Origin of the sequence: Thermosynechococcus sp. (assembly GCF_046299635.1) — a bacterium.
Classification (GTDB): Bacteria; Cyanobacteriota; Cyanobacteriia; order Thermosynechococcales; family Thermosynechococcaceae; genus Thermosynechococcus.
The window spans coordinates 21,331-42,566 of sequence record NZ_JBKBHV010000019.1 but is presented as its reverse complement, the minus strand read 5'-3'; the positions used below and the strand labels follow the sequence as shown (position 1 = coordinate 42,566).

The following is a 21,236-nucleotide window of genomic DNA, read 5'->3' as shown; positions in this document are numbered from 1 at the left end:
TCTCACAAGCAGCAAAAATCTTAATATAGCCCTTTTCTAGAGTATGGGTTATGCTCCTGCCTCAGTGCCTGCTGTCGGCCCATAGTAGTTTTGACCATTTTGGGTGTATTCCATCCATATAAAAAGTACTGTACATACTGTACCATTCTCTATAAAGCTTTTGGATTTTCAAAAAATTGATTATGTCCACTGGAAGTCAGTACAACTTAGGGTTTATTAGCGACAATAATATTCGTAACCATGTTAAAGACATAATTTTAAAGTATCGTTTATCAATCAATTACACGGAATTCAAAAAGCTTAAAATTGATCCAATAAAAGCAACCTTTGATATGCTTGTATATAATCTCAGTGATGTCGAATTTATTCAAAGAGAAATCATAAGACAAATTGATAAGTCTAATAATAATCAAATTGGATATTTTCATCAAAATATTTTTAAATACATTCAAGGCTGGGAAGTTCTTAAATTAGGTTATGATATAGTTAATCATGAGAAAAATTATTATGCAGAAATCAAAAATAAATTTAACACAATGAACAGTAATGCAAAAGAAAACACTTTTCGCAAGATGCGAAGAACGATCGAAAATAATTTAAAAGCAACTTGTTTCTTGATTGAAGTAATTTCAAAAGAGTCTAGAAACGATCCTTGGTCTGTTACAATAGACAATGAAGTTGTTGAATGTGAAAGAATAAGAATAATTTCAATTGATAGATTTTATGCGATTGCAACGGGTGATGATCACGCATTTGTAAAATTGTGCAAAAAACTACCACGAATTATTCGTGATGTCATTAAAGTCATTAGAGATGAAGGAATTGAAATCGGCTTCTCATCTGAAAATAACAATATTATGGAAGAGTTAAGAAAACATAATCAAGATCTCTTGACAGCTCTTTATCTTTTAGCATTTGACAGCTATGAAGGATTTAAGAATTTTACACAAGACTAATGATGTCCTCTCGGCTGAGTTGATCGCCGATATTCTCAATGTAACAAAAACTACTATACAAAAGTGGGAGCGTCACGGTCTCTTGACCTGTAGTAAAGAAGATGAACGGGGCAAACGCTACTATCCTATGGCACAACTGCTTCAGTTTGCCAAATTCCGGGAACTTATTTTCAGCCCTTGGGAGCAGGAACAATTGATCCAGCCCTTGCGACCCTACCAAACCCTTGAATTATTTGCAGGGGCAGGAGGTCTGGCTTTGGGATTAGAACGGGCGGGGTTGCACGTTGTCTGTCTGAACGAAATTGATAAGGATGCCTGCGGGACGTTGCGGCAAAATCGTCCCCAGTGGCCAGTGGTTGAGGCAGATATTCGCACGCTTAACTGGGCAGGTCTAATCGAGACAGAAATTGACCTGCTGACCGGTGGATTCCCCTGCCAGGCTTTTTCCTATGCAGGTGAAAAATTAGGTTTTGCTGACACCCGCGGCACGCTATTTTTTGAATTTGCACGAGCCATCAAAGAAGTTCAACCCAAAGTGTTCTTGGCGGAAAATGTGCGGGGTCTGCTCAGCCACGATCGCGGGCGTACCATTAGAACGATTGAAACCGTACTTTCAGACATGGGCTATACGCTGCTGCCACCACAGGTTCTCAATGCCCTGTTCTATCGCGTTCCTCAAAAGCGACAGCGCTTATTCTTGGTAGGAATTCGTAATGACTTGGTTCTCTACGCGCAGTTCGCTTGGCCTAGTCCTTGTCCGCAAATCATGACGTTGGTGGACGCCCTCAAAGCCGGAGTGCTCTACGAAACCGATGTGCCGCCTTCTGAGGGTCAGCGCTACCCTGCGCAGAAAGCGGCAATTTTACAACGGGTGCCTGAAGGGGGATGTTGGCGCGACTTACCCCCCGACCTTCAGCGGGCCTATTTGATGGGCAGTTTTCACCTCGATGGGGGCAAAACGGGCATGGCACGGCGCCTTGCATGGGATGAACCGGCGCTGACATTGACTTGCTCTCCTGCCCAAAAGCAAACGGAACGCTGCCATCCCACCGAAACCCGACCCCTGACCGTGCGTGAATATGCCCGTATCCAAACGTTCCCTGACGAGTGGCGGTTTTGTGGTTCTCTTTCGAGTCAGTATCGTCAGATTGGCAATGCGGTGCCCGTTAACTTAGCGGCAGCAGTGGGGCGATCGCTGGTAAATTTATTGAATGCCCTTGAAACGAAATTGCCTCAGCCTGCTGTTTTTTCACCCTCGGCTAAGCAACTAGAGTTTTCATTTGCCTAGGGGGCGTGGCTTCCCTCCTTGGGAAAAGGGCTGTATCTTAGGGGTGACGAGTTTGCCAAGGTTGCAATGAAAGCCCAAGTGTTCCGAGGGGTAAATCAACTCAGCTACGAAGAGATTCCGATTCCAGAGATTGCTGCCGATGAAGTCTTGGTGCGGGTCAGGGTAGTTGGGTTGTGCCAATCGGACATCAAAAAAATTCGCTATCCCCTCTATGAGCCGCCCCGCATCTTTGGCCATGAAACGGCCGGTGAAATTGCGGCGGTGGGTGAGGCCGTGACGGGTTGGCAGGTGGGTCAGCGGGTGGTGGTGATGCACCATATCCCCTGTATGCACTGTGCCTACTGCTTGAATGAAAACTACTCCATGTGCCATGTCTATAAGACAGTAACGACAACGGCGGGCTTTATTCCCAGTGGGGGTGGCTTTGCCGAGTATGTGAAAGTGCCGGGACACATTGTGCAGCATGGGGGACTCATTCCGATTCCCGATGCGATTAGCGATGAAGAAGCCAGTTTTGTCGAACCCACCAACTGTTGTCTGAAGGCAATCAAGAAAGCGGGCGTTGCTCCCGGTCAAACGGTGCTGATCACCGGGGCAGGGCCTATTGGCCTGATGTTTGTCATGCTGGTGAATCTCTTTGGAGCGCGGGCGATCGCCACCGATTTATTGCCCTCGCGGATTGCCAAAGCTAAAGAAGTGGGTGCTGCTGCCGCCTTTGATGCCCGCGATCCCGATCTTGCTGCTAAGGTGCAAGCCCTGACCCACGGTCTAGGGGTAGATGTCAGTTTGTTGGCCGTCCCCAGTGAGAAGGCCTTTTTTCAAGCGTTAGAGTGTACGCGCAAGGGGGGCAGAATCCTCTTTTTTGCCGAGTTTCCCGATGAAGTCGAAATTCCCCTCAATCCCAATATCCTCTATCGGCGGGAGATTGACCTCATGGGCAGCTACAGCTCCTCCTATCGCTGGCAGTCCCTTGCCTGCGACATTATTTTTAACCGCCGCATTGATGTGAAAACCTTGGTGAGCGATCGCTATCCCCTCTCAAAACTGGCGGCAGCGGTGGAGCGGGCGGTTCACCCCGACCCGGACACCTACAAGATCCTCATCTATCCGGAGGCCTAATGCACGCCCTATCAATTCCCACCTGGATAGTGCATATTTCCAGTGTGCTAGAGTGGATGGCGGCCATTTGGTTTGTGGCTCAACTGGATCGTCGCCGTCCGGCACAGGGGTGGCGGTGGTTGGCGTGGGCAATGCTACCCGCGTTGGTGAGTGCCATGTGTGCCTGTACGTGGCATTACTTCGATAATGCGGTGACACTGGCTTGGTTGGTGGATCTGCAGGCCCTGCTGACTTTTGTTGGCAACTGTACCCTCTGTGGGGCAGCGGCATGGCTGTGGGGGCGATCGCAAAGCACGTCCTAGGGTGTTCGCAGGCCGTCTTACTTTTTAGCAATATTTATTGAAATTGGTAGTGTTGAAAGAGTTCCAGTATTCTGTAATCAGGTTCCCTAGGAATCCCTGTATCAAATCAATGCAAAGGATAGACCATCACATAGAGAACTATCACATAGAGAACTAAGGAGGAACATTTGCCCGTCAGTCTAGCCCTAAACGCCTAAACCTCTGTGGAGGCTGCAATGGAAAGTAGTGCCGAACTCACCGCCTTGTTCGTCATCACTGTGGTTTTGGGAATTGGCGCCCAAATCACTGCCTACTGGCTTCATCTTCCTAGCATTGTCCTGCTGTTACTCGCAGGTATTCTTTCGGGGCCAAGTGGCTTGGGTCTTGTGCATCCAGAGGTGTTAGGTGAAGGCCTAGAGGTTTTAGTGCCTCTGTGCGTAGCCTTGATTCTCTTTGAAGGAGGCTTGAGTTTAGATCTCACCCGTGCCGACCAAGACATTAGCGGCAGCCTTTGGAAGCTCGTGAGTATTGGGAGCTTGATTACCTTGGTGGGGGGAGCGATGGCCGCCCACTGGTTGGGGGAATTTCCATGGCAACTGGCGTTTCTGTACGCTTCCCTTGTGGTGGTAACCGGGCCGACAGTTGTTGGACCTCTGCTGCGGCAAGTGGGGGTAGAGCACAAACTGGCTGTCATTCTCGAAGGCGAAGGGGTTCTCATTGACCCCATTGGTGCCATTTTGGCGGTGATGGTGCTGAACGTGGTGCTCAATCAAGACCTTGGCATGGGGGCGATCGCCCTTGGGATTATTCAGCGCTTGGCGGTGGGTGCCTTGATCGGCGGCATGGGCGGTTGGTTGCTCAGTCGGTTTCTGCGCCGCGCTTGGTTTCTGGCCGATGATCTTCGCAATCTTCTCGTGCTGGCGGTGCTGTGGGGGCTGTTTTGGCTCTCGGATCAACTGGTGAGTGAATCCGGTTTGATGACAGCGGTGGTTCTTGGGCTGGTGCTGCGTTGGTCGGATGTGCCGGGGGGGCGCCTGCTGCGGCGCTTTAAGGGTCAATTGAGTACGCTCTCGATTTCGGTTTTATTTGTGCTGCTCGCTGCCGATCTCTCCCTCGCCGGTCTATTGGAGCTAGGGTGGTCGGGGGTGCTCACGGTGTTATGCCTGATGTTTCTCATCCGTCCCCTTGGTGTGCTGCTATGTACGTGGGGCAGTGATCTCAGTTGGCAACAAAAAGCCTTCCTCAGTTGGATTGCCCCGCGCGGAATCGTTGCTGCTTCGGTGGCTTCTCTATTTTCGATCACCCTTACCAATGCGGGAATTAGTGGGGGAGATGCCATCAAAGGACAAGTGTTCCTGACGATTTTGATGACCGTCTTTGGTCAAGGCTTAACGGCTCGCTGGGTAGCAATGCAACTGAATGTCCGTGCCCAAGGGGCTTCCGGGGTAATGATTGCGGGCTGTACACCCTTGGGTCGCCTGCTGGCGCGGATTTTGCGCGATCGCGGGGAAGAGGTGGTGATGATTGACACGGATCCAGAAGCCGTGGAACAAGCCCGCTGCGACCACCTGCCGGTTTATCTCAGCAGTGCCCTTGATTTGAATATTTTGCAGGAGGCAGGGATTACCCAGTTGGGTACCTATCTGGCGGTAACCAGTAATACAGAGGTGAATGCCGTACTGGCCCAGCGCGTTCTTGAGGAATTTCATCCCCCACGGGTTTTGGCTGCCCTTGAGTTAGAGGATTGTCCCTTGGGGTTGAGTCCAGCCTTTGCCACCCAACTCTCGATTAAAAAATGGAATGAGTATATCAACAGTGAGGCAGTTCGTCTGGGGGAGCTGGTAATTGAGGAGGAGCGATCGCAACTCCAACGCCAACACCTTGATGCTCTGGTGCGCTCTGGGAAAGTGCTGCCCCTTCTTGTGGAACGTCCAGAGGGATTGCGGGTGGTGCGAGCTAATGAAGAGTGGCAAGTGGGCGATCGCCTGATTTACCTGCTCCACAGTCCCAAACCCCATACCCTTCCTGCGGCGCTGATTTCCGGCTGGCAAATGAATACCCAAGTGGAATCGGTACTGGTGCCCAGCGAAGCGCCGACTGCCAAGGGAACCTAGAACCCTGTTGGCCGTCCATAAGCATCAGCAACATGAATAATTTCGTGATTCCCTAGCCGATACATGGTGGGGCAACCCAGCCCTGCTTGTAAAAGTTGAGTGATTTAGACTTTGGAGAGAGTTGTATGCCGAACCTAGCACAGCGCAGCTTGGCAGTTTTGAGCTGCGGTTTAATGAGTTCTGGTACCCTTGCCCTTGTAGCTGCTGTGCCGGCTCAAGCCCAATCCCGTTTTACCGATACCCAAGGTATTTGGGCACAGACCTGTATTGATCACCTTGCCAGTCGCAACATTATCAGCGGCTATCCCGATGGCACCTTCCGTCCCTTTGCGCAAGTCACCCGTGCTGAATATGCTGCCATGCTGGGGAAGGCGTTTCCCAATGCTCCTGTGGTGCGTGCGCCCGGTACGTTTAACGATGTGCCCACTACCTTCTGGGCTGCCGGTGCAATTCAAAATGCCACCCGTACCGGCTTCTTGAGTGGCTACCCCGGCAATGTGTTTCAGCCTAATCAAAACATTCCTCGCGTTCAGGCGATCGTGGCCTTGGCGAGTGGCTTGCAGTATCCCACACCGCCTTCTGTGGAGGGAGTCTTAGCCCAGTTCAATGATGCGGATGCAATTCCAGCCTACGGCCGTGGGGGGGTGGCTGCTGCCACTGCTAAACAGGTGGTGGTGAACTATCCCAATGTGCAGTTCTTTGCCCCCAATCAACTGGCCACCCGTGCGGATATTGCCGCCTTCCTCTGTCAAGCGACCCGTGCTCCCGGTACCCAAGCCTTGGTGCCCACTCAGTACATTGCCGGTGCAGCGACTGCTGCCCCCATTGCCCTCAACCTGCCGGCAGGGCAGCAAATTCCCGCCCGTTTCCCGGATGCGGAGCGGATTGTCCTGAGCCCCAATGAGACGGTTGCCATCCGCTTGGTGACGGCTGCTGATGTCCGCGATAGCCAAGGGCGTCTTGTGATTCCCGTGGGCAGTGAAATTTTTGGCCAAGTTCAGCCCGTCGAAGGGGGGTCTCAATTTATCGCCAATACGGTGGTGATCAATAATCGCCAACTGCCGATCGCCGCCAATTCTCAAGTGATTCGCACGATTCGCGATGCTCGTGACCCCAACATTGGCAATGTCTTCCGCAATGCGGCCATTGGTTCGGCAGTAGCTGCGGGGATTTCTGGCTTGGTGGGAGATCGCAAGATTACCCCCCTCAAAGTTCTCACCGGAACCGTGACCGGTGCCGCGATTGAAACCAACCAAGGACGGCCGGCTACCTCCATTATTCGCGATACCCTGATTGGCGCTGCCGTGGCTGCCGGTGCCTCTGCGGTGATTGGCGATCGCAAAATTACGCCCGAAAAAGTAATTACCGGAGCCGCCGCCGGTGCCACAATTGGGGGCGCCATTGATCCGGCCGTGCAGCGACTGGTGGTGATTGATGCCAATACGGACTTGGGCTTGACTCTGACTCAACCCTTTACGGTCTCCCGATAGCGACTAGGCACGCGCCAATCCCAGCGATCGCGCGCATTCCTCGACGGCCTTGGCCACCGCCGGTGCCACCCGTGGCTCAAACACCGAGGGAATAATATAGGCCGAGTGCAGTTCCGAGGGACTGACCAAGCTCGCGATCGCTTCTGCTGCGGCTAAAAACATCTCTTCGGTCAGCCGAGGTGTTTGGCAATTCAGTGCTCCCTTAAAGACGCCCGGAAACGCCAGCACATTGTTAATTTGATTGGGATAATCACTGCGGCCGGTGGCCACCACCGCCACATGGTCATAGATAAGTTCCGGTTGAATTTCCGGCACCGGGTTGGCCATAGCAAAAACAATTGCATCGGGTGCCATGCGTTGCACCATTTCCAATGTAAGCACGCCGGGAGCACTTAAGCCGATAAAAACATCGGCATCCTCAAGGGCATCGGCAAGGGTTCCCATTTGGGGAACGGCAAATTCCTGTTGGGCGGGGGTCAGCTCTCCTTGCACTGAAAGAATGCCTCGGCGATTGCACAGAATTAAGTCCTTGGCGCCGGCGTTGCGCAGGAGTCGAGCCACCGCAATCCCTGCTGCCCCCGCACCGTTAATGACAATACGCGCCTTTTCTAGGGATTTACCCACCCATTGCAGGGCATTTTTAAGGGCAGCAAGGGTGACAATGGCAGTGCCATGCTGGTCATCGTGGAAGACGGGAATCTCCAGTTCCGCTTGCAGCCGGGCTTCGATCTCAAAGCAGCGGGGGGCGCTAATATCTTCGAGGTTGATCCCCCCAAACACAGGGGCAATGTGCTTGACGGTGGCAACGATTTCCTCCACGTCTTGGGTGCCCAAGCAAAGGGGAAAGGCATCTAGGCCGGCAAATTCCTGAAAAAGCATGGCCTTGCCCTCCATGACCGGTAGAGCAGCCGCCGGCCCGATGTTGCCTAATCCCAAGACCGCACTGCCATCAGTGACAATGGCCACCGTATGGCTTTTAATGGTGAGCTTGTGCACCAATTGCGGATCGTCAGCGATCGCCTGAGACACGCGCCCGACTCCCGGCGTATAGGCCATTGCCAGATCGTCGTAGGTCTGAAGGGGATATTTGCTTTTGACGGTGATTTTGCCGCCCTCATGGAGCCGAAAGGTGCGATCGCTCACCTCTAGCACAGTAGCCTGAGTATCGGATTTCACAGCATTGACAATTGCTGTAGCATGATCGCGGCTAGCAGCCACCACCACCAGTTCCCGCAGAACCTTATTGGCCGTTTTCTCGATGAGAGTAATGGAACCCACTTGCCCCTGCTGCTCACCAATGACCTGAAGAACGGTTGCCAAGTCTGTCGGATCCAAAGAGGTCTCTAATCGCAGCGTCAGGCTATAGGCAGGCGTCGGGGTCAGCTTAACCATCTAAAACTTAACGGCAAAAGGTACTGTCTGATACGTTTCCATTTAAGTTTCCATTTAAGTTTCCATTTAATCAGCTTCCCCGAAGGGAAGCAAGAGCATCTCTCTGAGCGGATTGCAACCCCCTGTTCCGAGGGATCCCTTGCAAGGGGGGGCAAATTATTTTCTACAAAGTGACTAAAAATACTCAAACCTGCTCCCAGAGCGACTCCGAGGGATTCTACGAAAAAATGAGCTTGGCAGCAATTTGCCGAATCTGTCGGACTCGAACTCTCTACGCGACTTCAAGAGAGGAATTAATTTCTTTTTAACCCTTCGATATTGTAGAGCGGATAGAAAACGTTAATTTTCTTTGCAAAGTGTTGGGTTCTGTAGTCTGGATCGCATGGGTCAGGGAAAGTGAGAGGCTATGATGATTGTCAAATTGCTTCTGAGTTCGGATTATGACACTGTACATCGGCAACCTCTCGTACGAGGCCACTGAAAACGATCTTCGCGAGGTTTTTGAAAAATATGGTGCTATTCGCCGGATTGTGTTGCCGGTGGATCGCGAAACGGGCAAGCGGCGTGGCTTTGCTTTTGTCGAGCTGGTGGATGAAACTCAGGAGGCTGTGGCCATTGATGATCTTGACGGTGCGACATGGCTAGGACGGGTGCTCAAGGTCAATAAGGCAAAGCCAAAACAAGCGGGGGGGCAGTCAAACTCTGCCTTCTAAGGGCATACTGGTAGGGAAGTGCTGTTCACTCTTCCTGCTATGCCTCGACGTTCGCCCTCGCCATCGCGTCCCCAAACTCGTCGGCCTCCCCAGCCAGAATCAAAGTCACCGGTGAATACCCGCACTTTGGCCGTGTTGGGAGGGGTTTTTATTATTGGCGTCGGTGTGGGGGTCACCTTTAGTAAAACCACGACCCTGAACCCTGATAACGTGGCCTCGACGCAGTTTATTGATCAGGCAGCGCCCAATCCCGATATTTGTGTGCAATTTGGTGCCAGCGCGATCGCCGTGGATACGCGGATTTTCGTCACCTTTAACCCCTTTTCGGTCTTTGTGTCCCAGCCCTCGATGCAGCCGGGCTGTGTGATTCGCGCCAATAACGTCGCCCTCCTAGAGCAGCGCCAACTGATTACGGGAGAACAATTGCGCAGTTGTCGGCAGCGGCTGAATACCTTTGGCTATGTGGGCAACCTTGAAAGCAAACCGGAAATAAGCTGTGTCTATCAGAGCACAACGGATAAAAACCTCTTCCTCAAACTCTCAGGTTTGGGTAATGGGGCGGCGGGTGAAACCGGTAATTTCTAGGACGCAACGATGAAGGCGATGAAGTGGCCACGGCTGCGCTGGCGTGCAAGTCAGGGGGTACAACGCTTGGGTACGGCCTTTCTCTTGGCAGGTCAAGTCATCTTCTATCTGGTACGGGGACGGATTGCTCTGCGCAACTTAATTGAGCAAATGGCTTTGGTGGGGCCTGCCTCCCTTAGTGTTGCCCTGATTACAGCGGCGTTTGTAGGCATGGTGTTTACGATTCAAGTCGCCCGTGAATTTATTACCTTTGGTGCCACCTCGGCGGTGGGTGGGGTGCTGGCGATCGCCCTTGCGCGGGAACTAGGACCGGTGCTGACGGCGGTGGTGCTGGCCGGACGGGTTGGCTCCGCCTTTGCGGCTGAAATTGGTACCATGAAGGTCACCGAGCAAATTGATGCCCTCTATATGTTGAACACAGATCCCGTAGATTATCTGGTGGTGCCACGGTTTATTGCCTGTGTGCTGATGTTGCCGATTCTCAATATCTTGGCCTTGGTGACCGGCCTGTGGGGGGGCTTGATGATTGCCGAGTCTCTCTACGGCATTCCGCAGGGGGTCTATATTGACTCCATTCAGAACTTTCTGCAAACTTGGGATCTGTGGAGTTCAATTATCAAATCAGGTATTTTTGGCGGTGTAGTGGCCATCATTGGCTGCAATTGGGGCATGACAACCACGGGGGGCGCCAAGGGGGTCGGTCAATCCACGACGGCAGCTGTGGTGATCTCGCTATTGGCGATCTTTATTCTCAACTTTTTCCTATCTTGGGCACTCTTTGGCGGCAACAGTAGCCTCGTTCCCACGTTTTAGAGGTCTAGTCTGTGGAACTGCGGGTGGGGCAAGGCTGGCGAGTGGGCTGGCGCAAGGATCAACCCTATGCCGGGCTGGTGGGCGCTGAGGACTGGGCCACGGAACTCACAGAAGCGGAATTCAACGCATTTGTAGATTTATTTTGTCAACTCCACGAGGAGCTTCAGGCGATCGCCCCCGAATTGATGCCGGAGGAAATGATTACCCTCAATGGCCGCAACGACGCTGTGCATTTGGAATTGGAGGGCTATCCCCATGCCTATAGCCTGCATCTAATTGTGTTGGGCGATCGCCGCGTTGAAGGCACATGGCCTGCCCCTGTGCCTCCTGACTTTCTCCTTGCCTGCTGTGAGTTGCAGCACAGGATTGCGCAGGGGCAAAGTTTAGAATAGAAGACATCCCTTTCGGTTGCGATCGCCCCTATGACCTCTGCCAAATCCTCAAAGGTCAGCCCTGCTTTAGCGGCACTGGTCAACACCATCAAACAGTTACAACAGCAAGAGCAAATTGGTGGACTCGTCGCTCCCCTAGTGAATTTTGCCCAAGAAACCCTCGGCATGTCCTTTGTCTGGTTGGGACTGTACAGCGAAGCCGCCAAACAACTCATTGGCCAAGGGGGAACCACCCCCAGCGGAGATCACCCCTTTCTCAAGCAGAAAATTCCCCTTGCCGCCGGTAGCCTGCTGGATCAGGTGTTGATGAACCGCAAGCCCATTAGTTTGCCTAGCTTTAAGGAGGAACCCCGTCTAGGAGAGTTACGAGAAACCGCTACCCGCCTGGGCATTCAAGGCACCGCCATCTATCCGATTGTCCGCCATCGTCAACCCCTTGGCCTGCTGATGGTTGGTTCGACCACATGGGGCGATACGCTGCGGGGAGATGATTTAGCCCACATGAGCCTCTTGGTAAGTGCCCTGGGTGCAGAACTGGAGCGCCTGACGGCGACGCAAGCAGCAAAAGCGGCACCAGAAGCAAAGCAAACGACTGCTCCTACAATTACCGGTGATGACCCCGTGCGCCATCTCCTCCAAGAGGCCAGCCGTGCCCCTAGCTTGGGTCAACGCATTGACGCCCTGTTGCTGGCCTTGCACCGATTCTGTCAACCTCAACGTACGAGCCTCTTTTGGCGAGATTTAGAGCAGCCCCTCTATCGGCGGCGCAGCTACACCGTCGGCAAACCCCAGAGCCGTGAGAGCCAGCGGCAGCCCTTGGCGATTAGCCAGCAGGAGTTAGGGGGTTGTTATCCTGCCCTTGCCAGTGGCCAAACCGTGAGTGTCAGCGATAGTCAAAGTGTGGTCAGTGCCACCGCGCCCCTGCGGTTGATGCAAATGCTCAATTGCCGCGCCCTTGTGGCGACCCCGATTCTGGTGGAGACGGAGCTTGTCGGCTTTCTCACCCTAGAGCGCAATGAGCCTTACCCTTGGAATGACCACGAGAGGAAACTCCTCCAAGTCACCGCAGAGCTATTGGCCTTGGCCGCCCCCACCGAACGCCTAGAACACCTCTTGGCCCAGACCCAGCATGCCCAAAGCTTGGTGAGTGAGCTGGCTCAGGCTATCTGTGATGAGCAGGACTGGAAGCGGGTGCTCCACCATGCAGGCGAAACGTTAGCGGCGAATTTGGGGGCACAGTGGGTCTTTTTGCTGACCTATAACTCGCTGACCCAAGCCTTTGATGTCCTGTTGCAGTATCCGACCCCTCGGGGGCGCGATCGCCATCCACCCTTCCCACCTCTGCAAAAAATGGATTGGCAGCTTCTGGAAACGGCCACAACCGCCATTGCCCTTGAAGATTACCGCCATGAACTGCGCTTGCACTCTTGGAAAGAGGTTCTCGGCAAACTGAATCTCCAATCTCTTCTGGTGGCAACCACGACCCCCGGCCATTCTCTAGAGGCAGTGCTGTTGGTGGGGCGCACTGAACCCACAGCTTGGGGCAAAAGCCAGCAAACCCTCGTGCAGGAGGTGGCCCGCACCCTTGGCTTGATTAGCCATCAGTGGCAACTGCAAAACACCAATACGCAGCAGGAGCAGGTGCGATCGGCGATGCTGGCGGGTCTGACGGCGCTGCAGCGCACCCAAAACCTAGAGCGCATTGAACTGACGGGCTTGCAGCAGCTTATGAATTTGATGCAGGTGCCTCTTGTCGCTCTAGTGACTTGGCGCCCCGGTCAAACCATGGGTTCAATTGTGGCACCCCCCCCTGGCCATCCCAAATTTGCCATTCGTAACGAGGCCGAGATTGCCATTTATGAGGATCCGCTGATCCACAGTGCCCTGATGACTTCCCAAGCCGATGTCACCAGCAATCCCTACGCTTGGTTGATTCAAACCACGGCAGCAGAACTGGATCCGCAGACGCGGGAATGGCTGTCAGGGCCGGACATTGGTCAAATTTTGGCGATCGCCCTGCGCACCGATCCCGAATATGAACCTTCAGGCGTTCTGATTGTGGCCGATCGCTGCGATCGCCGCTGGTCAACCTTGCACCTAGAGGCCTTCGTTACCCTTGTGAACCATTTGGCTTGGGCACATCGCAGCACCGCCCTCATTCAGAGGCTCACCCAAGGTTGGCAAACCCTCGAAACCCTTAACTGGTACAAACACCGTCGCCTTGAGCAGGCCTATAGTCAACTCGCAGGTCTGTGCAATCAGTTGACGCAATGGCTTCAGCAGCACCCTGAGGCGGATCCCCTGCTGCGGCGGTTGGGCACACTCCTGCAAACCCAGTTGGAATCCCTGCATCCCCTCTTGAGCTATGAGGTGTGGCAACTAGACAAAGTCACCGACACAGCGGGTTTAGCGGTACTCCTTAAGCGAGTGATGGATCGCATCGAAAATTGGAAGCAGCGCAAACAACTGTGGATTCAAGTCCACAACCAACCTGTACTCACCCTCAATGGCGACATTAGCAAGCTGGAGTTAATCCTCTACGAATTGCTTCTCTTTGCCTGCCAGCGATCGCCCTCCCAAGGCCGCATTGACATTTGGTGCCAACAAATCGAAAGCATGGGTCAAGGGGGCAAAATGCTATCTTGGCTGGAACTCTCCATTACTGACAATGGGGAAGTGGAGCCACAGTTACTCATTAACCTGCGTCAACTCGAACATCTCGACTGGCTTGCCCCCTCCAGTCTCGATCAGCCCCCCGGACGACACCTCAAAGTCTGCTTTAACCTGTGTCAACGCCTAGGCTACAACCTCGATATGTATAAATTAGAAGACGGCCGCTTTCTCAGTCGCCTGCTGATTCCCCTGAATAATAGCGATACGGGTACCTTTGAACTCCACACTACCCAACCCCGCCAATGACCCCGAGCACAATCGCCCTTCTCGGCCTCCCCAACACCGGTAAATCCACCTTCTTTAATCGCATTGCCGTCGCCCGTGCCCATGTGGGCAACTGGCCGGGGATGACGGTGGACTTGCTAGAAGCTGAGATCTCCCTCAACGGTGAGCCGGTCAAGGTGGTGGATTTGCCGGGCATCTACGATCTGGCGGGGACGGCTGCCGATGAAACCCTTGTGCGTGAGTTTTTCCGCCAGGTGCCGGTGCGGCTGGTGTTGGTAATTCTTAATGCCAGTCAGATTCAGCATCAATTGCGCTTGGCGCTTCAGGTCAAGGCTTGGGGGCTACCGATGGTGGTGCTCCTGAATATGGCCGATGAAGCTCGGCAACTGGGGATTCAGATTGATAGTGAGACATTGAGCGATCGCCTAGGGGTGCCGGTGGTGGCTCTTAGTGCCAAGTACGGTGGCGGCTATTGGCAGGCCTATGAAACCATTTGCCATGCCCTCAAGGAGGCACCGATTCCCCCCACTCCCCTTTTCAATCCCACATTGCCGGAGATTGATCCGCAGGCGATCGCCCCTCTACTTGAAGGCACCGTTACTTTCCCCCGTCGCGCCGTTCGCCGACTAACCGAACAGTTGGATCACTGGTTACTGCACCCCCTGTGGGGACTGCCCCTCTTTTTGGCGGGGTTATACCTTGTCTTTCAGGTGGTGTGGGTGCTGGGTCTGGGGGTGCAAGGTTGGCTCAGTGAGACCTTTGAAGCTTTTCAGGCACAGGTGCTGGAGCCACTCCTTGCCGGGCTGCCCCCCTTGCTCAGCAGTTTGCTCATTGAGGGTCTCTATGGCGGCATAACCACCGTGGCAGCCTTTGTGCCTTTGGTAACTGTTTTCTTTATTGTGATGGCAATTGTTGAGGACAGTGGTTACCTTGCCCGTGCCGCCTACCTCATGGATGGCCTAATGGCACGCTTGGGGCTAGATGGCCGCAGTTTTGTCCTCAGCTTGATGGGCTTTGGCTGCAATGTCCCTGCCCTGATGGCCACCCGCATTATTCGCTCGCCGGAGCTGCGGCTGCTGACGATGCTGATTATTCCCTTTTCCCTGTGCTCGGCGCGGCTACAGGTGTTTGTGTTTCTCATTGCCTGTTTGTTTCCGCCGCAGTGGGGGGCAGCCGTCCTTGTCTCCCTCTATGGCTGGAGTATTCTGGCGGCTTTGCTCACGGCGCTCTGTTTTCAGGGCTATTTCCCCAACACCGATCCCTTTTTGCTAGAGTTACCTCCCTACCGCTGGCCAACAGGGCGACAGGTGTTTCTGCGGGCGTGGGGCGAGGTGCGCCATTTTCTCTCGCGAGCCACGGGTTTCATTTTGATTGGGGTTCTGGTGGTGTGGGCCTTGACCCATTTGCCTCTGAATGCAACACCGTCCAGTCCACAGACGTGGGCAGGTCAATTGGGGATAGCACTCCAGCCGCTTTTGGCACCCGTGGGAATTCCACCGACACTGACCATTGCCCTCATTGTTGGCTTTGTGGCCAAGGAAGTTGTCATTGGTGCATTGGCGGTGATCTATCACCTTTCGGGTACCGCATTACAGGAGGCGATCGCCCAAGACTTGACGCCCTTGCAAGCCTACAGCTTTATGCTCTTTACGCTCCTGTACACCCCTTGCCTCAGCACCTTGGCTACCCTCTGGAGTGAATCAAAACGCGGGCAGTTTACGATTTTTGCTACCCTCTATGCCTTGGTGACGGCATGGGTGGTGAGTGGTAGTGTCTATCAACTGGGGCACTGGTGGGGATGGGGCTAATGGCCACCCTTTGCGGCATCGGCGTCGGCCCCGGCGATCCCGAACTCATTACCCTCAAGGGTTGGCGACGCCTCCAGCAAGCAAGGGTGATTGCCTTTCCGGCGGGACGACAGGGGCGGCGTGGCATTGCCGAGGAGATTATTTCCCCCTACAAAGACCCCCAGCCCATTTATCTTCCCCTTGAATTCCCCTATGTCTTGGAAGAAGAGGTCTTAAAGCGGGCATGGCACAAGGCGGCAGAGCAAGTCTATGCATACCTCGCCCAGGGCATGGATGTGGTCTTTGTCTGCGAAGGGGATGTTAGTTTCTACAGTACGTTTTCCTATCTGGCGGCAGCCGTCCGGGCCCTTGACCCCCATATGGCGATTGAAGTGATTCCGGGAGTTTGCTCGCCCTTGGCCGCAGCGGCCAGTTTAGGAGTGCCCCTGACCGTGGGGAGCGATCGCCTGGCGATTTTGCCGGCGATGTACCATGTGGACGAGTTAGCCCAGGTGTGGGTATGGGCGGAAGTGGTGGTTTTAATGAAGGTGCGATCGGTCTATGGTCAAGTCTGGCAGTGGCTCAAGGAACACCATCTTTTGGCACAGGCGGCAGTGGTGAGCTGGGCAACAACGCCGCAACAGCAAATCTACACCCCCCTTACGAACTATCCCGAGTTAACCTTGCCCTACTTTTCGCTGCTCATTGTTTGGAAGCGGCGTCTGCGGTTCAATCCCGTTTAGGTTAAGCCGAGATGCCCACTTAAATAGTCCTGCAACTGGCGGGCATGGTCGTGGGCAAGATGGGCCAAGGGAAGGTCATTGAGGGGAAAGGACTGTACTGCCCGCACTTCCTTGGCATCTAAGACCTGTGGCTCACCGACAACGCGGGCGGCGATCGCAATACATACGGCATGGATGCGGGGATCTCGCTGCGGGTCAGAGTAAACTCCCACCAAGCCCTCAAACTGCTTGAGATGCAATCCTGTTTCTTCTGCCAGTTCGCGCGCTCCCGTTTCGAGAATGGTTTCGCCCCAGTCCATCATGCCCCCCGGCAGTGACCATTGGCCGGTATCGCGACGTTGGATCAAAATCAAGCGATCGCCCGCCGTCAGGGCAATCACCGACACCGCCACAAAGGGATGCCGCCAGACGCGCCTTAGGAAAAAACGGACGACTCGCCAAAACCCGTTCACGCTTGTAGCCGCTCCAGATCTGCTAGCACCTGTGCCACATGGGCATCGGGTTTGACGCGCCGATAAATGGCCGCAATTTTGCCCATCGGATCAATAAGAAACGTATCCCGATAAACACCGAGGGACTCCCGACCCATGAACTTTTTGGGGCCATAGCTACCGTAGGCTTGGGCGACGCTGGTGTCCTCATCTGCCAGCAGACGAAAGGGTAAGTTGACCTTTTGCTGAAATTTGGCATGGGAAGCGACACTATCGGGGCTGATGCCTAGGATCACGACGTTGCGCTCCTCTAACCTCGCACTGACATCGCGGTAGGCACAGGCTTCTTTGGTACAGCCGGGGGTATTATCGCGGGGATAAAAGTAGAGAATCACCCACCGCCCCTGAAAGTCGCTCAAGCGCACAGGCTGACCCGTGGCGTCTGGTAGTTCAAAAGGGGGGGCGATCGCCCCAACGGTAAGGGACATTTCTAAGCCATTCCCAAGGTTTTGCCATTTCTATCTTCTCCCAGTTTGGCTCCTGCTGCGGTGGCTTTAGCCCTCAACAATAAAAAGGCGGGCAAACAGAGACACCATGAGCCGGCGATAACGATAGACTAGGAGGGCGATCGCCGGGGTCAGCACCACAAAAAAGCCGTAGAGGCCGACCACCGTGGCTAAGTCGGTATGGAAAAAATCGCGAGCTAGACGCACAAAATCGTGATCAATGCCCCCTTTGCCCATCAGGTACCTCTCCCGAAACACGGGATTAAACTGTAACTGCCACGCCAAGCGCATATTAAAAAACACAATGAAAAACCCCACCATACCGTAGAGGGGACCTTCAATCGGGTAGCGGCACCCCCAACCACTGAGGGCACGGTAGAGAAAAATCACGGCAACAATGAGTTCAAAGCCATGCCCCATGGCTACAAAGAGCATTTCATGAACGGGACTAAAGGCCACAAGGGTATAAAGCAGCGTAAAGACTCCAAGGCAAGTAAGGGTAAGCCGACGGCGACGGTAGAAATAGGCCAAGGCCAGCAATCCCGTATAAATGAGCAGCACAATGACCCCTGCGCGATCGCCATGGAGGGTGACCCCGCCACCGTAGCGAAAATCAAAGGCAGAAATCGCTGGATAACCAAAAAACCACGCCGTCACCGCATGACCCATCTCATGCACAAGGGTAATCAGCGGACTAAGCAAAAACGTCACCTGCTCTGAGGCAAGGAGAAGGAGTGACAGACCTAACCCTGCCGCGATCGCCTGCCAATTTTGGGTGTTGAGGGGTTGGACGGAAATACCAAACTCTTCCTTGGGGGGGATGGAGAGGCTTTGGCGCAGATGTTCACCCTTGGCAAGGCGTTGCAGCTCATGGCGACTCCTGAGATCAAGCACCCCTTCCCAGAGTGCCTTGCTGTCTTGGTAGGCCGTAATCAGGAAGTTTCTGTGGGCGTAGCCGGGCCAGTGAATGAGTTCGCGAGCAAGGAGCGTGAGCACAATCGCAGCAGGAACTGCCGTCGGACACCAGAGGCTCACTAGGAGCGATTCGCGCCGCTGACTCACTGTGACGCCTATCCCCTTGGGGGCAAGTGCCGCTTCTAGGAGGGCTTGAATGGCCTCGAGATCCCCTGTAGCAGCTGCTAGGCGTCGGGCAGGGCGGGTCATGATCTACTCCGATTCGAGGCGGCGTAACCACTCGCGATCCACAGCTTCCGATTGGGCAAGTTCCTGCTCCACTAAATCCTGATCGGAGCGATAAATGACATCCTGTTCACGGATTTGCCGCTGCTGGGCATAGGCTTGAGCCGCCCGTAATTTGGTACGCAACTGCGGTGTGGGATTGGCCAAACGATTGGCGTAGTGGTAGCGGCGGGCATTGCGATCCCGAATACGTTGATTTTGCCACAGCAACCAGTAGTACCGCCCCAAGGGAATGCCCAAAAAGCCAATGCCATAGCCAAGCAAAACCCAAAAGATGGAGGCCACAAAGGCCACCAGTCCCCCCAGTTCTTGGGCGATCGCCCCATCTCCCAACAGGTAACCCAGCATCAAGGCACCAATGAGATTGACGCAACCCAAGCCAATGGCCACCATAATTTGCCAAGCGGGTGCCCGACTAAAGCGCCAGAGGTGCTCTTCCAAGATGGGGGGAAGCGTTTGCCGTTGACCCTTGGGAGCTTGAGCCGTCGTTTGTAACTCAGGAAAGCGATAGATAATCTGCCCAGTATCGGTGACTTCGGGGCGACCATTAAAGTGGGTGAGTACGGGTAGCATATACCACTCGTCATCCCCCGCATCGGTTTCTAAGTCAAGGTAGGGGGCAATCTGTTCTGCCGTAACCGCTCCGCCGTTGTTGCGGATCACTTGGCCAATGAGTTGCCAACGACGTTCTTCTAGGTCGGCATTGGGATTGCCATCGCCAAAGAGGAAGGAATAAACCCCCTCAAAGAAGTTCATTTCCTCGCCCTCGTCCCGCCCAGGGGGTTGCGATCGCCGCGGGGAGGGATCACCAAAGAAATACCAAACGTCAGGAAAGACCCAAAAATTGATGCCACCCCCACCCCAAGAGCTATCTTGAGCGCGATCGTCACCGTCTCGCCCTTGACTGGAAAGAGCAATCAAAATAAGGGCGATCGCCAGAAAAATCAGGACAATGGAAACAATGAGAAAAATGCCAAAGGAAATGCGAATCAGATAGAAAATAACCCCCCAAAACCGCTGCGCTACCGCCCGCAGTCGTAGTTGCCAATACTTGGCTTGCAGGATACTGCGAAAATTTCTTGGGAAGACGTAGACAATCTCGCCGCCTTCGGCCACTTGCAGCGTTCCCCCGACATCGGCAGCCAAGGCCATTAATCCCTTTTCGGCCGTGTGCAGCGGCAATCCCATCGTGCCTGCCACATCCCCTGCGGTCACTCGGTACCCCAGCGTTTCCACAGCTTGCATTAGGCGGCGATCCACCATCATGTTTGCCTCCCTATTTGGCAAAAGGCCTCCTGTTTCACCCTAACGCTTTCCCACAGGTCTTGGCGAGACAAAAAAGAACCCACCCCATGGGCAGGTTCGGCTGCACGAATCGGTTTGAGACAGAGGGGCAATTAGCCTACCGCTTCAAAATAGACTTTGGATTTGACGGGATCGGGGTTCATCGTTTTGTCGCCGGGTTTCCAGCCGGCAGGACAGACTTCGTCGGGGTGAGTTTGGACGTATTGAATCGCTTGTAGCACTCGCAGCGTCTCATCCACATTGCGGCCAAAGGCCAAGTTATTGATTGTCGCGTGTTGGATAATCCCTTCTTTGTCAATGATGAAAAGCCCCCGCAGCGCCACCCCTTCTTCGGTCAACACGTTGTAGGCAGTGCTGATTTCTTTTTTCAGGTCAGATACCAAGGGATATTTGAGATCGCCGACACCGCCAGCTTTGCGATCGGTTTGCGTCCAAGCCAAGTGGGAGAACTGGCTATCCACAGACACGCCCAGGATTTCGGTGTTCAGTTTGGCAAATTCGTCGTAGCGATCGCTAAAGGCGACAATTTCCGTGGGGCAGACAAACGTAAAGTCCAGAGGGTAGAAGAACAGAACAACGTACTTCCCCCGATAGTCCGAGAGCTTGACGGTTTTGAACTCTTGGTCATAAACGGCAACCGCTTCAAAATCCGGGGCGGGCTGGCCCACGCGCAGACAGTTAGACATAAGAAACCTCGTCCTCCTAACTACGACAGGTTGAATAGGGCTGTTCACATTTTTTAACAGCTACACCTACTATATCATACTCATAACGGTTTTGATTATGAAATAGCCGATCCTTGCTACCGCTGCTCAAGAAAACGTAAGAGTCAAGCCAGAGGAAAACAGAGAACATAGACAACGAGCTTGCGCTGCGAACCCGTAATCGGACTGGCAAAGGTACCGGTTCTGGGTTGCAGTTCGGGCACGCCAATCACCGCCAAGAGGGCGCGGTTCTGCATCAGGGCAATGACGTTGTTGGTAAAGGGGGGCAAGCTAGTCAAAATGGCTGGGGGCAGAATAATCCGCCATCGGGTTTGCCGTGCCGACAGCCCTAAGCCGAGGCTGGCTGCCGTTCGTCTTTAGGCCACTGCGAAGGACTTCGCTCAAGTAAGCACCGCAGTTCCAGCCCAAGCCCAGAATGCCGTAGAAAACCTAATTGAAAAGGGGACAAAAATGCCGTTTTTTACCAAAGGGGGGAGAAACGGTGCCACTTGTGGCCTT

Annotated in this window: 20 protein-coding genes; 13 read left to right on the top strand and 7 right to left on the bottom strand. The window is 53.9% G+C overall.

Annotated elements, in window-relative coordinates:
- The first annotated feature begins 182 nt into the window (after positions 1–182).
- The 6 genes from ACK4IR_RS08880 to ACK4IR_RS08855 all read left to right on the top strand — a co-directional run bounded on the left by ACK4IR_RS08880 (position 183) and on the right by ACK4IR_RS08855 (position 7,248).
- Complete coding sequence (locus ACK4IR_RS08880; protein ID WP_409874011.1) at positions 183–956, top strand: Eco47II family restriction endonuclease; 774 nt, start codon at positions 183–185, stop codon at positions 954–956.
- Positions 925–2,244, top strand: coding sequence for a DNA (cytosine-5-)-methyltransferase (gene dcm, locus ACK4IR_RS08875; RefSeq protein WP_409874010.1), 1,320 nt, complete (start codon positions 925–927; stop codon positions 2,242–2,244). The genes ACK4IR_RS08880 and dcm overlap by 32 nt, the downstream gene beginning before the upstream one ends.
- Before the next feature lie 66 nt (positions 2,245–2,310).
- A complete protein-coding gene (locus ACK4IR_RS08870) occupies positions 2,311–3,363 on the top strand; it encodes a zinc-dependent dehydrogenase (protein ID WP_409874009.1) in 1,053 nt (350 codons plus the stop codon).
- The gene (locus ACK4IR_RS08865) at positions 3,363–3,665 is read left to right on the top strand and encodes a DUF2499 domain-containing protein (RefSeq protein WP_409874008.1); all 303 of its coding nucleotides are present in this window, start codon (positions 3,363–3,365) and stop codon (positions 3,663–3,665) included. The genes ACK4IR_RS08870 and ACK4IR_RS08865 overlap by 1 nt, the downstream gene beginning before the upstream one ends.
- 215 nt (positions 3,666–3,880) lie before the next feature.
- Positions 3,881–5,758 (top strand): cation:proton antiporter, encoded by a 1,878-nt coding sequence (locus tag ACK4IR_RS08860; RefSeq protein WP_409874007.1) that lies wholly within the window; start codon positions 3,881–3,883, stop codon positions 5,756–5,758.
- 125 nt (positions 5,759–5,883) lie between these two features.
- A complete protein-coding gene (locus tag ACK4IR_RS08855) occupies positions 5,884–7,248 on the top strand; it encodes an S-layer homology domain-containing protein (RefSeq protein WP_409874006.1) in 1,365 nt (454 codons plus the stop codon).
- 3 nt (positions 7,249–7,251) lie between these two features.
- Here ACK4IR_RS08855 and ACK4IR_RS08850 read toward each other — a convergent pair whose 3' ends face one another.
- Positions 7,252–8,640 carry an NAD-dependent malic enzyme gene (locus ACK4IR_RS08850; protein ID WP_409874005.1) on the bottom strand — a complete coding sequence of 463 codons (1,389 nt, stop codon included), beginning with the start codon at positions 8,638–8,640 and terminating at the stop codon, positions 7,252–7,254.
- Positions 8,641–9,080: 440 nt separating this feature from the next.
- On the opposite strand from ACK4IR_RS08850, the gene ACK4IR_RS08845 reads away from it, so the two are divergent.
- The 7 genes from ACK4IR_RS08845 to ACK4IR_RS08815 are packed head-to-tail and all read left to right on the top strand — an operon-like array spanning position 9,081 to position 16,571.
- Positions 9,081–9,353: an RNA recognition motif domain-containing protein gene (locus ACK4IR_RS08845; RefSeq protein ID WP_409852031.1), complete on the top strand. Its 273-nt coding sequence runs from the start codon at positions 9,081–9,083 to the stop codon at positions 9,351–9,353.
- 39 nt (positions 9,354–9,392) lie between these two features.
- Positions 9,393–9,938, top strand: coding sequence for a DUF3172 domain-containing protein (locus ACK4IR_RS08840; protein ID WP_409874004.1), 546 nt, complete (start codon positions 9,393–9,395; stop codon positions 9,936–9,938).
- 9 nt (positions 9,939–9,947) lie between these two features.
- Positions 9,948–10,751: an MlaE family lipid ABC transporter permease subunit gene (locus ACK4IR_RS08835; RefSeq protein ID WP_409874003.1), complete on the top strand. Its 804-nt coding sequence runs from the start codon at positions 9,948–9,950 to the stop codon at positions 10,749–10,751.
- Between the two features lie 11 nt (positions 10,752–10,762).
- On the top strand, positions 10,763–11,143 hold the full coding sequence (locus ACK4IR_RS08830) for a DUF1818 family protein (RefSeq protein ID WP_409874002.1): 381 nt from the start codon (positions 10,763–10,765) through the stop codon (positions 11,141–11,143).
- Positions 11,144–11,173: 30 nt separating this feature from the next.
- Positions 11,174–14,062, top strand: coding sequence for a GAF domain-containing protein (locus ACK4IR_RS08825; RefSeq protein ID WP_409874001.1), 2,889 nt, complete (start codon positions 11,174–11,176; stop codon positions 14,060–14,062).
- On the top strand, positions 14,059–15,849 hold the full coding sequence (feoB, locus tag ACK4IR_RS08820; protein WP_409874000.1) for a ferrous iron transport protein B: 1,791 nt from the start codon (positions 14,059–14,061) through the stop codon (positions 15,847–15,849). The genes ACK4IR_RS08825 and feoB overlap by 4 nt, the downstream gene beginning before the upstream one ends.
- On the top strand, positions 15,849–16,571 hold the full coding sequence (locus tag ACK4IR_RS08815) for a precorrin-2 C(20)-methyltransferase (RefSeq protein ID WP_409873999.1): 723 nt from the start codon (positions 15,849–15,851) through the stop codon (positions 16,569–16,571). Before feoB ends, ACK4IR_RS08815 begins: the two co-directional genes overlap by 1 nt.
- Here the strand turns inward: ACK4IR_RS08815 and ACK4IR_RS08810 are convergent.
- From ACK4IR_RS08810 to ACK4IR_RS08785, 6 genes are all read right to left on the bottom strand, one after another.
- Positions 16,568–17,023, bottom strand: a complete 456-nt coding sequence (locus ACK4IR_RS08810; protein WP_409873998.1) for an NUDIX domain-containing protein — start codon at positions 17,021–17,023, stop codon at positions 16,568–16,570. The genes ACK4IR_RS08815 and ACK4IR_RS08810 overlap by 4 nt on opposite strands.
- Entirely contained in the window at positions 17,020–17,490 is a 471-nt protein-coding gene (bcp, locus tag ACK4IR_RS08805) for a thioredoxin-dependent thiol peroxidase (RefSeq protein ID WP_409873997.1), read from the bottom strand. The genes ACK4IR_RS08810 and bcp overlap by 4 nt, the downstream gene beginning before the upstream one ends.
- 66 nt (positions 17,491–17,556) lie before the next feature.
- Positions 17,557–18,672 (bottom strand): hypothetical protein, encoded by a 1,116-nt coding sequence (locus ACK4IR_RS08800; RefSeq protein WP_409873996.1) that lies wholly within the window; start codon positions 18,670–18,672, stop codon positions 17,557–17,559.
- Between the two features lie 3 nt (positions 18,673–18,675).
- On the bottom strand, positions 18,676–19,974 hold the full coding sequence (locus ACK4IR_RS08795; RefSeq protein WP_409873995.1) for a hypothetical protein: 1,299 nt from the start codon (positions 19,972–19,974) through the stop codon (positions 18,676–18,678).
- A gap of 131 nt (positions 19,975–20,105) precedes the next feature.
- Positions 20,106–20,699, bottom strand: coding sequence for a peroxiredoxin (locus tag ACK4IR_RS08790; protein ID WP_409873994.1), 594 nt, complete (start codon positions 20,697–20,699; stop codon positions 20,106–20,108).
- A gap of 143 nt (positions 20,700–20,842) precedes the next feature.
- Positions 20,843–21,016, bottom strand: coding sequence for a hypothetical protein (locus ACK4IR_RS08785; protein WP_409873993.1), 174 nt, complete (start codon positions 21,014–21,016; stop codon positions 20,843–20,845).
- Positions 21,017–21,236 lie beyond the last annotated feature (220 nt).